This window comes from Pseudomonas sp. LBUM1676, from assembly GCF_059695605.1.
Genome location: NZ_CP166777.1, coordinates 6,507,643 through 6,520,652 on the forward strand (window position 1 = coordinate 6,507,643; position 13,010 = coordinate 6,520,652).

The 13,010-nt window shown below is 60.8% G+C and carries 15 protein-coding genes; 12 read left to right on the forward strand and 3 right to left on the reverse strand.

The window, feature by feature from the left end:
* Nucleotides 1–33: 33 nt before the first annotated feature.
* Nucleotides 34–438, reverse strand: coding sequence for a twitching motility response regulator PilG (gene pilG, locus ACA041_RS30070; protein WP_008152601.1), 405 nt, complete (start codon nt 436–438; stop codon nt 34–36).
* A 360-nt stretch (nt 439–798) separates the two neighbouring features.
* On the opposite strand from pilG, the gene gshB reads away from it, so the two are divergent.
* From gshB to ACA041_RS30105, 7 genes are all read left to right on the forward strand, one after another.
* Entirely contained in the window at nt 799–1,752 is a 954-nt protein-coding gene (gene gshB, locus ACA041_RS30075) for a glutathione synthase (RefSeq protein ID WP_497439066.1), read from the forward strand.
* Nucleotides 1,753–1,829: 77 nt separating this feature from the next.
* Entirely contained in the window at nt 1,830–2,729 is a 900-nt protein-coding gene (locus ACA041_RS30080; RefSeq protein WP_497439067.1) for an energy transducer TonB, read from the forward strand.
* 191 nt (nt 2,730–2,920) lie between these two features.
* Complete coding sequence (locus ACA041_RS30085; RefSeq protein WP_497439068.1) at nt 2,921–3,493, forward strand: YqgE/AlgH family protein; 573 nt, start codon at nt 2,921–2,923, stop codon at nt 3,491–3,493.
* Entirely contained in the window at nt 3,493–3,930 is a 438-nt protein-coding gene (gene ruvX / locus ACA041_RS30090) for a Holliday junction resolvase RuvX (protein ID WP_005792259.1), read from the forward strand. Before ACA041_RS30085 ends, ruvX begins: the two co-directional genes overlap by 1 nt.
* Before the next feature lie 107 nt (nt 3,931–4,037).
* On the forward strand, nt 4,038–4,541 hold the full coding sequence (pyrR, locus tag ACA041_RS30095) for a bifunctional pyr operon transcriptional regulator/uracil phosphoribosyltransferase PyrR (RefSeq protein WP_497439069.1): 504 nt from the start codon (nt 4,038–4,040) through the stop codon (nt 4,539–4,541).
* 27 nt (nt 4,542–4,568) lie between these two features.
* Entirely contained in the window at nt 4,569–5,573 is a 1,005-nt protein-coding gene (locus tag ACA041_RS30100) for an aspartate carbamoyltransferase catalytic subunit (RefSeq protein WP_064680249.1), read from the forward strand.
* Nucleotides 5,570–6,841: a dihydroorotase gene (locus ACA041_RS30105; protein ID WP_497439070.1), complete on the forward strand. Its 1,272-nt coding sequence runs from the start codon at nt 5,570–5,572 to the stop codon at nt 6,839–6,841. Before ACA041_RS30100 ends, ACA041_RS30105 begins: the two co-directional genes overlap by 4 nt.
* 96 nt (nt 6,842–6,937) lie before the next feature.
* Here ACA041_RS30105 and ACA041_RS30110 read toward each other — a convergent pair whose 3' ends face one another.
* Nucleotides 6,938–7,369, reverse strand: a complete 432-nt coding sequence (locus ACA041_RS30110) for an NINE protein (RefSeq protein ID WP_497439071.1) — start codon at nt 7,367–7,369, stop codon at nt 6,938–6,940.
* Nucleotides 7,370–7,620: 251 nt separating this feature from the next.
* On the opposite strand from ACA041_RS30110, the gene ACA041_RS30115 reads away from it, so the two are divergent.
* Nucleotides 7,621–8,253 (forward strand): C40 family peptidase, encoded by a 633-nt coding sequence (locus tag ACA041_RS30115; RefSeq protein WP_497442198.1) that lies wholly within the window; start codon nt 7,621–7,623, stop codon nt 8,251–8,253.
* A gap of 159 nt (nt 8,254–8,412) precedes the next feature.
* Here ACA041_RS30115 and ACA041_RS30120 read toward each other — a convergent pair whose 3' ends face one another.
* Nucleotides 8,413–9,447, reverse strand: coding sequence for a type IV pilus twitching motility protein PilT (locus ACA041_RS30120; protein WP_497439072.1), 1,035 nt, complete (start codon nt 9,445–9,447; stop codon nt 8,413–8,415).
* A 57-nt stretch (nt 9,448–9,504) separates the two neighbouring features.
* Here ACA041_RS30120 and ACA041_RS30125 point away from each other — a divergent pair, with 57 nt between their 5' ends.
* The 4 genes from ACA041_RS30125 to metX all read left to right on the forward strand — a co-directional run bounded on the left by ACA041_RS30125 (nt 9,505) and on the right by metX (nt 13,007).
* Nucleotides 9,505–10,191: a YggS family pyridoxal phosphate-dependent enzyme gene (locus ACA041_RS30125; RefSeq protein ID WP_497439073.1), complete on the forward strand. Its 687-nt coding sequence runs from the start codon at nt 9,505–9,507 to the stop codon at nt 10,189–10,191.
* A 36-nt stretch (nt 10,192–10,227) separates the two neighbouring features.
* Nucleotides 10,228–11,046 carry a pyrroline-5-carboxylate reductase gene (proC, locus tag ACA041_RS30130; protein ID WP_497439074.1) on the forward strand — a complete coding sequence of 273 codons (819 nt, stop codon included), beginning with the start codon at nt 10,228–10,230 and terminating at the stop codon, nt 11,044–11,046.
* A gap of 10 nt (nt 11,047–11,056) precedes the next feature.
* Nucleotides 11,057–11,647 carry a YggT family protein gene (locus ACA041_RS30135; RefSeq protein ID WP_497439075.1) on the forward strand — a complete coding sequence of 197 codons (591 nt, stop codon included), beginning with the start codon at nt 11,057–11,059 and terminating at the stop codon, nt 11,645–11,647.
* Between the two features lie 220 nt (nt 11,648–11,867).
* Complete coding sequence (gene metX / locus ACA041_RS30140; RefSeq protein ID WP_497439076.1) at nt 11,868–13,007, forward strand: homoserine O-succinyltransferase MetX; 1,140 nt, start codon at nt 11,868–11,870, stop codon at nt 13,005–13,007.
* Nucleotides 13,008–13,010: the final 3 nt, after the last annotated feature.

Here is a 13,010-nt window from a genome sequence, read left to right on the forward strand (position 1 = left end):
CCGGGCCCGCTGGCCGGGTGTCACTGTGGTGTCTTACTGCGGCAAAACGGCGGCGAAGCCCGGTACATGGGCCTGGATCGCGTTCAGCAGTTCTTCCTTGCTGAAAGGCTTGGTCAAAAACTGGTCGGAGCCGACGATGCGCCCCTTGGCCTTGTCGAACAGCCCGTCCTTGGACGACAGCATAATCACTGGCGTGGACTTGAATGCACTGTTGTTCTTGATCAGGGCGCAGGTCTGATAACCATCCAAACGCGGCATCATGATGTCGACAAAGATGATGCCGGGATGATTGTCGGCGATCTTGGCCAAGGCATCGAAACCATCGATAGCCGTGATGACCTCGCAGCCGACGTTCTTCAACAGCGTTTCGGCGGTGCGGCGAATCGTCTTCGAATCGTCGATCACCATGACCTTCAAGGCGCTGGAATGCTGTTCCATAAGTGCTCTACCGTCGCCTTTGCGAATCAAATTGTCCATTATCCGCTAACCAATGGCTCGAAACCCTTGATGCTCAAGGGCCAGCTCGATATCGCAGCCTTTTTAGCACAGTCTCCAAATCCAATCTATCGAGGGACTGGCACGGTGGTTTTTCCTTGACCGGGGACACACTGGGCGCCAATCTGACGCCACTTTTACAAGGTCCTCTGGACTGAGCTTTCGTAGGAGCGAGCATGCTCGCGATGAACCTGAGAACCCCGCGGGGTGTCAGGCTACCAGCGTCATCGTTGACGACCATCGCGAGCAAGCTTGCTCCTACAGCAGATCTCCACAGCCCCCCAAATTTCGAGGAAAAAACCCATGAGCGTTCGCGTCGGGATTGTCATGGATCCTATTGCCGGCATCTCCTATAAGAAGGATAGCTCGCTGGCCATGCTGCTGGCCGCGCAGAAGCGTGGCTGGGAACTGTTCTATATGGAACAGCGGGATTTGTACCAGGCCGAAGGTGAGGCACGAGCGCGGATGCGTCCGTTGAAAGTCTTCGCCAACCCGGAAAAATGGTTCGAACTGGACGCCGAGCAGGACTCGCTGCTGAGCGATCTGGACGTGATCCTGATGCGCAAGGATCCGCCATTCGACATGGAGTTCGTCTACTCCACTTACCTGCTCGAGCAAGCCGAGCGCGCCGGCGTGCTGGTGGTCAACAAGCCGCAAAGCCTGCGCGACTGCAACGAGAAGCTGTTCGCCACACTGTTCCCGCAGTGCACGCCGCCGACCATCGTCAGCCGTCGTCCAGACGTATTGCGTGAGTTCGCCGATCACCACGGCGACGTGATTCTCAAGCCGCTGGACGGCATGGGCGGTTCGTCGATCTTCCGTCACACCGCCGGCCACCCGAACCTGTCGGTGATCCTCGAGACCCTGACCCTGCATGGCAATCAGCAGATCATGATCCAGGGTTACCTGCCGGCCATCGTCGATGGCGACAAGCGCATCCTGATGATTGACGGCGAACCGGTGGATTACTGCCTGGCGCGCATTCCGGCGGCGGGCGAAACCCGGGGCAACCTGGCCGCCGGCGGTCGAGGCGAAGCGCGTCCGCTGACCGAGAAAGATCGCTGGATCGCGGCCCAAGTCGGCCCGACCCTGCGTGAGAAAGGCCTGCTGTTCGTCGGTCTGGATGTGATCGGCGAGCACCTGACGGAAATCAACGTCACCAGCCCGACCTGCATTCGCGAGATCGATAACGCCTTCGGCACCGACATCGGCGGCCTGCTGATGGATGCCATCGATCAGAAGCTCAAGGCTCGTTGATATAGAACAGCCAAGATGAAACCGACATTGCGTTATCATGCCCGGCCTTTGAAAAACGCGATGTTGGTTTTCTTGTCATGACGCTTCCGTCCGATCTACCCGCAGAACTCGCCCATCGTGGTGTGCGCCCGGTCGATCGCCTCGGTTTTACCCTGTTCCTGGCGGCGCTGATTCACTTGGCCTTGCTGTTGGGGGTCGGGTTCACCATGGTCGAACCCAAGCAAATCAGCAAAACCCTGGAAATCACCCTCGCCACCTTCAAAAGTGAAAAAAAGCCTGAAAAAGCCGATTTCCTGGCCCAGGAAAATCAGCAAGGCAGCGGCACCCTGGATAAAAAGGCGATCCCCAAGACCACCGAGATCGCGCCGTTCCAGGACAACAAGGTGCGGAAAGTCACCCCACCGCCTGCGGCCAAGCCGCAAGTACAGGAAGCCCCGCCCAAGGCAGCCGTGACCACCGTCGCGCCAAAACCGAAAAAAGCCCCGGCCAAAACCGCGGAACCCAAGGCCGACACCAAACCCAAGGTGGCGGCGCCGACATTCGACAGTGAACAGCTGTCCAGCGACATCGCCAGCCTCGAAGCGGAACTGGCCAGCGAGCAACAGCTGTACGCCAAGCGCCCACGCATCCACCGCCTGAGCGCGGCTTCGACCATGCGCGACAAGGGCGCCTGGTACAAGGACGAATGGCGCAAGAAGGTCGAGCGGATCGGCAACCTCAATTATCCGGACGAGGCCCGACGCAAACAGATCTACGGCAATTTGCGCCTGATGGTCTCGATCAACCGCGACGGCTCGCTGTATGAAGTGTTGGTGCTGGAGTCTTCCGGACAACCGCTGCTGGATCAGGCGGCGCAGCGGATCGTTCGATTGGCGGCACCGTTTTCGCCGTTTACCGGGGACCTTTCGGACATTGATCGACTGGAAATCATCCGCACCTGGAAATTCGCCCGCGGCGACAGACTCTCCAGCAATTGAACACCGCAGAACCCCTGTGGGAGCGAGCTTGCTCGCGATAGCGGCAGCACATTCAATATTCATGTAACAGACCGACCGCCATCGCGAGCAAGCTCGCTCCCACATTTAATCTATGTCGTTGCCGGGATTTGCGGCATTTCCTGTGCATCCCCAGCTTGTCAGTTCGCCCCTCCAACGCCACACTAGCGCACATGAAGAACGTCAGCCCCAGCTACCTCAAGCATCAATTCCTGATCGCCATGCCTCACATGGCCGACCCGAACTTTGCGCACACCTTGACCTACATCGTCGAGCACACGGCCAATGGGGCCATGGGGCTGGTGGTCAACCGTCCGCAAGACCTGAACCTGGCCGATATCCTCGAGCAATTGCGCCCCGATATCGAGCCGCCAGTGCTGTGCCAGCATGTGCCGATCTTCACCGGCGGCCCGGTGCAGACCGATCGTGGTTTTGTCCTGCACCCGTCGGGGAAAACCTTTCAGGCAACCGTTGATCTGGAAGGCGAGCTGTCCCTGTCCACCTCCCAGGACGTGCTGTTTGCCATCGCCGACGGCGTCGGTCCTGCGAAAAGCCTGATCACCCTCGGCTACGCCGGTTGGGAAGCCGGGCAACTGGAGGCAGAAGTCGCCGACAACGCGTGGCTGACCTGCCCGTTCGACGCCGACATCCTGTTCAATACCAGCAGTGAATTGCGCCTCGAAGCGGCGGCGAAACATCTGGGCGTCAACCTCAGCCTGCTGACCAGCCAGGCGGGGCACGCCTGATGGCCCTGCGGTTGATTCTGGGTTTCGACTACGGCACCAAACAGATCGGCGTTGCGGTCGGTCAGGTAATTACCGGCCAGGCTCGCGAGCTGTGCACCTTGAAGGCCCAGAACGGCATTCCGGACTGGAATCAGGTCGAAGCCCTGATCAAGGAGTGGAAACCCGATGCCGTGGTGGTCGGCCTGCCGTTGAACATGGACGGCACACCGAGCGACATGTGCCTGCGGGCCGAGAAATTCGCCCGGCGCCTGAACGGCCGCTACAACCTGCCCTTCTATACCCACGACGAACGCCTGACCACCTTCGAAGCCAAGGGCGAACGACGTGATCGTGGCGGGCAAAAGGGCAGTTACCGCGACAACCCGGTCGACGCCATCGCCGCCGCCCTGCTGCTGCAAGGCTGGCTCGACGAAAACACCGCGCTGTTCGAATCCTGACCGCACCTGATCCTGATGAGCCGCACCGCGTCTCTTTTAGCTACACCCCGAGCCTCACCCACGCGCTATACCCAAAAGCAGGGCTCGGGCCGAAGAAGGAGCAAACCATGAGCCTGCCCAACCCCGCCGAACTGATCAGCCAGATGGCGATCCGTCTCAAGGACCACCTGGAACACCGTGGCATCAGCGAACCGCGGTACATCGGTATCCGTACCGGTGGCATCTGGGTCGCCCAGGCGTTGCTCGACGAAATGGGCAGTGATTCGCCCCTCGGCACCCTGGACGTTTCCTTCTACCGCGACGACTTCAGCCAGAACGGCCTGCACCCGCAAGTGCGCCCCTCTGCCCTGCCCTTCGAGATCGAAGGCCAGCATCTGGTGTTGATCGACGATGTGCTGATGAGCGGCCGGACCATCCGCGCCGCCCTCAATGAACTCTTCGATTACGGCCGTCCGGCCAGCGTGACACTGGTCTGCCTGCTGGACCTGGACGCCGGCGAGTTGCCGATTCGCCCGAATGTGGTGGGCGCGACCCTGTCGCTGGCAGCCCACGAGCGCGTGAAACTGTCCGGTCCGGAGCTCAAGCTCGAACTGCAAGACCTCGCCTTTTAATTTGCCCTATTGAGAGTCCCCTTCGCGATGACGCCTCTAGAAACCAAGCGCCCGCTGCAGCTCAATGATCAGGGCCAGCTGCGCCACTTCCTCTCGCTCGACGGTTTGCGCCGCGAGTTGCTGACGGAAATCCTCGACACCGCGGACTCGTTCCTCGAAGTCGGCGCCCGGGCGGTGAAGAAAGTCCCGTTGTTGCGCGGCAAGACCGTGTGCAACGTGTTCTTCGAAAACTCCACCCGCACCCGCACCACCTTTGAACTGGCGGCCCAGCGGCTGTCGGCCGACGTGATCACCCTTAACGTGTCGACATCGTCGGCGAGCAAGGGCGAAACCCTGCTCGACACGCTGCGCAACCTGGAAGCCATGGCCGCCGACATGTTCGTCGTGCGTCACGGTGACTCCGGCGCGGCGCACTTCATTGCCGAACACGTCTGCCCGCAAGTAGCGATCATCAATGGTGGCGACGGCCGACATGCCCACCCGACCCAGGGCATGCTCGACATGCTCACCATCCGTCGGCACAAGGGCGGTTTCGAAAATCTCTCGGTGGCCATCGTCGGCGACATCCTGCACTCACGGGTGGCGCGCTCGAACATGCTGGCCCTGAAAACCCTCGGCTGCCCGGACATCCGGGTGATCGCGCCGAAAACCCTGCTGCCGATCGGTGTCGAGCAATACGGCGTGAAGGTCTACACCGACATGACCGAAGGCCTGAAAGACGTCGACGTGGTGATCATGCTGCGCCTGCAACGCGAGCGCATGACCGGCGGCCTGCTGCCGAGCGAAGGCGAGTTCTACCGCCTGTTCGGCCTGACCACCGCGCGCCTGGCCGGCGCCAAACCGGATGCCATCGTCATGCACCCGGGGCCGATCAACCGTGGCGTGGAAATCGAGTCGGCGGTGGCCGACGGCCCGCACTCGGTGATCCTCAACCAGGTCACCTACGGCATCGCGATTCGTATGGCCGTGCTGTCCATGGCCATGAGCGGGCAGACTGCCCAGCGCCAATTCGAGCAGGAGAACGCCCAGTGAAGCTCAGCATTCTCGGCGCCCGAGTCATCGATCCAGCCACTGGCCTGGATAAAGTTACCGACCTTCATATTGAAGCCTGCAAGATCGTCGCCATTGGCGCCGCACCCGCAGGTTTTGTGCCCGTCGACACCATCGACGCCAAAGGCCTGGTGGCCGCCCCTGGGCTGGTTGACCTGAACGTCGCTTTGCGCGAGCCGGGTTACAGCCGCAAAGGCTCGATCGTCAGCGAAACCCGCGCCGCCGCAGCCGGCGGCGTCACCAGCCTGTGCTGCCCGCCCAAGACCAAACCGGTGCTGGACACCTCGGCGGTGGCGGAGCTGATCCTTGACCGCGCCCGCGAGGCCGGCAACGCCAAGGTCTTCCCGATCGGCGCCCTGAGCAAAGGCCTGGACGGCGAACAGCTTGCAGAGCTCGTCGCCTTGCGCGATGCCGGCTGCGTGGCTTTCGGCAACGGCCTGGACAATTTCCGCAACACCCGCACGCTGTGCCGGGCACTGGAATACGCCGCGACCTTCGACCTGACGGTGATTTTCAATTCCCAGGACCATGACCTGGCCGAAGGTGGCCTGGCCCATGAAGGCCCGACCGCCAGTTTCCTCGGTTTGCCGGGCATTCCGGAAACCGCCGAGACCGTGGCCCTGGCCCGTGATCTGTTGCTGGTCGAGCAAAGCGGCGTGCGCGCGCACTTCAGCCAGCTCACCAGCGCCCGCGGCGTGGCCCTGATCGCCCAGGCACAGGCGCGCGGACTGCCGGTGACGGCCGACGTCGCCCTGTACCAGCTGATCCTGACCGACGAAGCGCTGATCGACTTCAGCAGCCTCTATCACGTCCAGCCGCCGCTGCGCACCCGCGCCGATCGCGATGGCCTGCGTGAAGCGGTGAAGTCGGGCGTGATCTCGGCCATTTCCAGCCATCATCAGCCCCATGAGCGGGACGCGAAACTGGCGCCGTTCGGTGCCACCGAGCCGGGCATCAGCAGTGTCGAGCTCCTGCTGCCGCTGGCGATGACGCTGGTGGAGGAAGGTTTGCTGGATCTGCCTACGTTATTGGCGCGCCTCAGCACCGGACCTGCCGAGGCGTTGCGCCTGCCGGCGGGCAAGCTGGCGGTGGGTGGGGCGGCGGATATTGTGCTGTTTGACCCTACGGCTTCGACCGTGGCAGGCGAAACCTGGCTATCCAAGGGTGAGAACTGCCCGTTTATTGGTCACAGCCTGCCGAGCGTGGTGCGGTATACCCTGGTGGATGGGCGGATCAGTCACCAGGCGTAACCCTGTGGCGAGGGAGCTTGCTCCCGCTGGGCTGCGGAGCAGACCTGTTTTGGGGTCGCTTCGCGACCCAGCGGGAGCAAGCTCCCTCGCCACAGATTATCGGAAGGCGCCTCTGTTCTGCGCATTGCGAATCGACACCTGATCATTCAGCGTCCAGAAGTCATACAGCACCCCCAGGAAGAACAACCCGCCCGTCACCAGGTACAGCAACCCGCTGATCCATTTGCCCTGGTACATCCGGTGTACGCCGAATACCCCAAGAAAGGTCAGTAGGATCCACGCGACGTTGTATTCGATGGGGCCCGCCGTAAATCGCAGATCCGCTTCACGGTCCATGGCCGGGATCAGAAACAGATCGATCAGCCAGCCGATACCCAGCAACCCGAAGGTGAAGAACCAGATCGTCCCGGTCACCGGCTTGCCGTAATAGAAGCGGTGAGCCCCGGTGAAACCGAGAATCCACAACAGGTAGCCGATCACTTTGCTGTGGGTGTCCTGATGCGGAACGGGGTGTTGATAGGTGTTCATGGATGACCTCGATTCACACGATAGATAAATATTCTTTGATTCTTTGTGACTTTTTTACAGATGGCCGACGTATGGCATCTGCTATCATCAAACTTCGCCAAGGCCTTGTTGGCAAAAGAATTCTGGCAAAAAAACGCGTCAACTTTTTGCTTATTTGGTTCCGTTGCGACCAAGCAGAATCGACCAACGGACTTAAAAAAGACAAAAAAGCTGTTATAAAGTTGCGCGTTCACCCATACGAGCCTTGCCTAATGCGTCCATTTTTCAAGACATGGCTAACCATTTGCCTATTATTGCCCCTGGTCGCCCACGCCACCAACCGTGAGCAACGTCTTCCAAACGTTAATGGTTACACCTCCAAATCCCATGTATCTGTTCCCTCGAGCAAGTACAAGAAAGCCGGTCCACGTTCCCCTTATCTGAACGTCAGCAAGACCAAGAACAAGAGCAGCCTGGTTCCGCCGATGGCGAGCAAGGAAAGCAGCAACGTGCTGAGCCGCGCGGTAAACGTGCTGGGTACTCCGTACCGTTGGGGCGGCAGCAGCCCAAGCAAAGGCTTCGACTGCAGTGGCCTGGTGAAATACGCGTTCAACGACGCGACGTTTGACCTGCCGCGCACTTCGAACGCCATGGCCAGCGGTCATGGCGAGAAAGTCGATCGCAAGGATCTGAAGCCGGGCGACCTGATTTTCTTCAACATCAAGAGCCGCAGGGTCAATCATGTTGCCATCTACCTGGGCAACGACCGTTTTATCCACGCACCACGCCGTGGCAAGTCGGTCAGCATCGACACCCTGAAGAAACCGTATTGGGAAAAACACTACGTGGTTGCCAAGCGTGTGCTGCCGAAAGAGCAGAATGCCATACAGGTTGTTCAGCGCTGATTTGAAAGCCTCCTCATTCTGAAGACGGGCAATTGTGGCGAGGGAGCTTGCTCCCGCTGGGCTGCGAAGCGGCCCTAAAAAACTGCGAGTGCTGCGCACTGGAGCGCCAGCCCGGTCGAGCAGGAGCAAGCTCCCTCGCCACAGGTCCGCACTCCCCCCTCAAAAACTATCCGGTGACCGCGCCTTCTCCCGCGCATGTTCACGGCTGATCAAGCCCTTGTTCACCAGATCCTTCAAACACATATCCAGCGTCTGCATGCCGATCGACCCTCCGGTCTGAATCGACGAGTACATCTGCGCCACCTTGTCCTCGCGGATCAGGTTACGAATGGCCGATGTACCCAGCATGATTTCGTGGGCCGCGATCCGCCCGCCGCCGATCTTCTTCACCAGCGCCTGGGAAACCACCGCCAATAGCGACTCGGACAGCATCGAACGCACCATCGACTTCTCATCCCCCGGAAACACGTCGACTATCCGGTCGACGGTTTTCGCCGCCGAGGTGGTGTGCAGCGTGCCGAACACCAGGTGGCCGGTCTCGGCGGCCGTCAATGCGAGACGGATGGTCTCCAGATCGCGCATTTCCCCCACCAGAATCACGTCCGGGTCTTCTCGCAGCGCCGAGCGCAGGGCTGTGGCGAAACTGCGGGTATCGCGATGGACTTCGCGCTGGTTGATCAGGCATTTGCGCGAATCGTGAACAAACTCGATCGGGTCTTCGACGGTAAGAATGTGATGGTGGCGATGGTTGTTCAGGTAGTCGATCATCGCCGCCAGGGTAGTGGATTTGCCGGAACCGGTTGGACCGGTCACCAGAACCAGGCCACGGGAAGATTCTGTAATCTTGCGAAACACTTCACCCATCCCCAGATCCTCCATGGTCAGGACCTTGGACGGAATGGTTCGAAACACCGCGCCGGCACCGCGGTTCTGATTGAACACATTGACGCGAAAACGCGCGACACCGGGCACTTCAAAGGAAAAGTCGGCCTCCAGGTGTTTTTCAAACTCCACCCGCTGGACATCGTTCATGACGTCGTAGATCAACTCATGGACCTGCTTGGCGTCCAGCGCCGGCAGATTGATGCGCCGCACATCGCCATCGACGCGAATCATCGGTGGCAGGCCGGCAGACAGGTGCAGGTCGGACGCGCCCTGTTTGGCGCTGAAGGCCAGCAGTTCAGTGATATCCATAGCGCTCCTCAATTCCAGTAGAATGCCGCGACCCTCAGACCCGCCGGCGCCTCTTGAATGTCCACGATAGCAGACAACATCGCTCAGGTTAGTTCACGCATCCACGCCGCGGCCGTCGCCGCGCAACGTGATGAAAACGGCGTCCAGCTGCTGGCTGTGAGCAAGACCAAGCCCGCGCAAGCGCTGCGCGAAGCCTATGCCGCCGGGATCCGCGACTTTGGCGAAAACTACCTGCAGGAAGCCTTGGGCAAACAGCTCGAATTGGCCGACCTGCCCTTGATCTGGCACTTCATCGGCCCCATTCAATCGAACAAGACTCGCGCTATCGCCGAGCACTTCGCCTGGGTGCACTCCGTGGATCGTTTGAAAATCGCACAACGCCTGTCCGAACAACGTCCTGCCGAATTACCGCCACTGAACATCTGCATCCAGGTCAACGTCAGCGGTGAAGCCAGCAAATCCGGCTGCACCCCGGCCGACCTGCCGGCCCTGGCCAAGGCCATCAGTCAATTGCCGCGCCTGAAGTTGCGCGGGCTGATGGCGATTCCCGAGCCGACCGAAGATCGCGCCGAACAGGATGCCGCCTTTGCTGCCGTGCAGAACCTGCAAGCCAGCCTGAACCTGCCGCTCGACACACTTTCCATGGGCATGAGCCACGACCTGGAGTCGGCCATTGCCCAAGGTGCCACTTGGGTCCGTATCGGAACGGCCCTCTTTGGTGCCCGCGACTATAGCCAGCCTTGAACCCATGGCTGACACCTCTCTCTATAAGGACCTGACATGAGCAACATTCGTATTGCCTTTATCGGAGCAGGCAACATGGCTGCCAGCCTGATCGGCGGCCTGCGCGCCAAGGGGCTGGACGCTGCGCAGATCCGCGCCAGCGATCCGGGCGCCGAGACCCGCGCTCGGGTGACCGCGGAACACGACATCGAAGTATTCGCCGACAACGCCCAAGCCATTCAAGACGCGGATGTGATCGTGCTGGCGGTCAAACCCCAGGCGATGAAAGCGGTCTGCGAAGCCATCCGACCAAGCCTGCAACCAAATCAACTGGTGGTCTCGATCGCTGCGGGCATTACGTGCGCCAGCATGAACAACTGGCTCGGTGCCCAGCCGATCGTGCGCTGCATGCCCAACACCCCGGCGCTGCTGCGTCAGGGCGTGAGCGGCTTGTTCGCCACGACTGAAGTCACTGCCGAGCAACGCCAGCAGGCCCAGGAGCTGTTGTCGGCCGTGGGCATCGCGCTGTGGCTGGACGAAGAGCAGCAACTGGATGCCGTGACTGCCGTGTCCGGCTCAGGCCCTGCGTACTTTTTCCTGCTAATCGAAGCCATGACCGCCGCTGGGGTAAAGCTCGGCCTGCCTGCGGACATTGCCGCGCAATTGACCCTGCAAACGGCGTTGGGCGCCGCGCACATGGCGGTTGCCAGCGATGTCGACGCCGCTGAACTGCGTCGTCGTGTGACATCCCCCGCGGGCACCACGGAAGCTGCAATCAAGTCGTTCCAGGCCGGGGGCTTCGAAGCCCTGGTGGAAAAAGCACTCGGCGCCGCCGCGCACCGCTCGGCCGAGATGGCCGAACAATTGGGTCAATAAGGAGCCTTACATGATTGGATTGAACACTGCAGCGGTCTACGTGCTGCAAACCATCGGCAGCCTGTACCTGCTGATCGTGCTGCTGCGCTTCGTGCTGCAACTGGTACGCGCCAATTTCTACAACCCGCTCTGCCAGTTCGCCGTGAAAGCCACCCAGCCCCTGCTCAAGCCGCTGCGCCGGATCATCCCGAGCATGTTCGGCCTGGACATGTCCTCGCTGGTGCTGGCGATCCTCGTGCAATTGGCATTGATGGCCCTGACCTTGCTGCTGACCTACGGCACCATCGGCAACCCGCTGCAATTGCTGATCTGGTCGCTGATCGGCGTGACCGCGCTGTTCCTGAAGATATTCTTCTTCGCGTTGATCATCAGCGTGATCCTGTCCTGGGTCGCACCGGGCAGCCATAACCCTGGCGCCGAACTGGTCAACCAGATCTGCGAGCCGGCCCTGGCACCGTTCCGCAAGATCGTGCCGAACCTGGGCGGCCTGGATATCTCGCCGATCCTGGCCTTCCTGGTGCTCAAGCTGATCGACATGCTGGTGATCAACAACCTTGCCGCCTTGACGATGATGCCGGAAATCCTGCGCCTGCTGATGTAACCCGGATCTTCAGCGCACGGCAGGATAACCGTGTCATCGTTCTTCGCCGGCAAGCCGGTCTCGCTCCCACATTTGAAATGCATTCCTCTGTGGGAGCGAGACCGGCTTGCTCGCGAAGAATGCACCTCGGTCGAGCTGAACGAAATCAGGCCCGGCCTTTGCTTGCCGCTTACCCCACCGGTCTTTAGACTTACGCCTCATTTCAACGAGAGCAGGGTCGATGCCAACTGCCTTTCCCCCCGATTCTGTTGGTCTGGTAACGCCGCAAATGGCGCACTTCAGCGAACCCCTGGCCCTGGCCTGCGGTCGTTCGCTCCCGGCCTATGACCTGATTTACGAAACCTACGGCACGCTGAACGCCACGGCGAGCAACGCCGTGCTGATTTGCCATGCCTTGTCCGGTCACCATCATGCTGCCGGCTTCCACAGCCCAGATGACCGCAAACCGGGGTGGTGGGACAGCTGCATCGGCCCCGGCAAGCCGATCGATACCAACAGGTTCTTCGTGGTCAGCCTGAACAACCTCGGCGGCTGCAACGGCTCCACCGGTCCAAGCAGCATCAACCCGGATACCGGCAAACCGTTCGGCGCCGATTTCCCGGTACTGACCGTCGAAGACTGGGTGCACAGCCAGGCGCGGTTATCCGACCTGCTCGGCATCAGCCAGTGGGCCGCCGTGATTGGCGGCAGCCTCGGTGGCATGCAGGCCTTGCAGTGGACCATCACTTATCCGGACCGCGTGCGCCACTGCCTGGCCATCGCCTCGGCACCCAAGCTGTCGGCGCAGAACATCGCGTTCAACGAAGTGGCGCGCCAGGCGATCCTCACCGACCCCGAATTCCACGGCGGCTCGTTCCAGGAAGCGGGCGTGATCCCCAAGCGCGGGTTGATGCTGGCGCGGATGGTCGGGCACATCACCTATCTCTCCGATGACTCCATGGGTGAGAAATTCGGCCGCGGCCTGAAGAGCGAAAAGCTCAACTACGACTTCCACAGCGTCGAGTTCCAGGTCGAAAGCTACCTGCGTTATCAGGGCGAAGAGTTCTCCGGGCGCTTCGACGCCAACACGTACCTGCTGATGACCAAGGCGTTGGACTACTTCGACCCGGCGGCGAACTTCGACGATGACCTGGCGAAAACATTCGCCGGCGCCACGGCCAAATTCTGCGTGATGTCCTTCACCACCGACTGGCGCTTCTCCCCTGCCCGCTCGCGGGAACTGGTGGACGCGCTGATGGCGGCCAAGAAAGACGTCTGCTACCTCGAGATCGATGCTCCGCAAGGCCACGACGCCTTTCTGATTCCGATCCCGCGCTACCTGCAGGCATTCAGTAATTACATGAACCGCATTACGTTGTGAGAA

Excerpts from the sequence above, each read along its gene's own strand:
- ACA041_RS30100 (WP_064680249.1), top strand. The coding sequence starts at position 4,569 with ATGACGCCTCTAGAAACCAAGCGCCCGCTGCAGCTCAATGATCAGGGC.
- proC (WP_497439074.1), top strand. The coding sequence starts at position 10,228 with ATGAGCAACATTCGTATTGCCTTTATCGGAGCAGGCAACATGGCTGCC.
- metX (WP_497439076.1), top strand. The coding sequence starts at position 11,868 with ATGCCAACTGCCTTTCCCCCCGATTCTGTTGGTCTGGTAACGCCGCAA.
- gshB (WP_497439066.1), top strand. The coding sequence starts at position 799 with ATGAGCGTTCGCGTCGGGATTGTCATGGATCCTATTGCCGGCATCTCC.
- pyrR (WP_497439069.1), top strand. The coding sequence starts at position 4,038 with ATGAGCCTGCCCAACCCCGCCGAACTGATCAGCCAGATGGCGATCCGT.
- pilG (WP_008152601.1), bottom strand. The coding sequence starts at position 438 with ATGGAACAGCATTCCAGCGCCTTGAAGGTCATGGTGATCGACGATTCG.
- ruvX (WP_005792259.1), top strand. The coding sequence starts at position 3,493 with ATGGCCCTGCGGTTGATTCTGGGTTTCGACTACGGCACCAAACAGATC.
- ACA041_RS30080 (WP_497439067.1), top strand. The coding sequence starts at position 1,830 with ATGACGCTTCCGTCCGATCTACCCGCAGAACTCGCCCATCGTGGTGTG.
- ACA041_RS30110 (WP_497439071.1), bottom strand. The coding sequence starts at position 7,369 with ATGAACACCTATCAACACCCCGTTCCGCATCAGGACACCCACAGCAAA.
- ACA041_RS30115 (WP_497442198.1), top strand. The coding sequence starts at position 7,621 with ATGCGTCCATTTTTCAAGACATGGCTAACCATTTGCCTATTATTGCCC.
- ACA041_RS30135 (WP_497439075.1), top strand. The coding sequence starts at position 11,057 with ATGATTGGATTGAACACTGCAGCGGTCTACGTGCTGCAAACCATCGGC.
- ACA041_RS30125 (WP_497439073.1), top strand. The coding sequence starts at position 9,505 with ATGTCCACGATAGCAGACAACATCGCTCAGGTTAGTTCACGCATCCAC.
- ACA041_RS30120 (WP_497439072.1), bottom strand. The coding sequence starts at position 9,447 with ATGGATATCACTGAACTGCTGGCCTTCAGCGCCAAACAGGGCGCGTCC.
- ACA041_RS30085 (WP_497439068.1), top strand. The coding sequence starts at position 2,921 with ATGAAGAACGTCAGCCCCAGCTACCTCAAGCATCAATTCCTGATCGCC.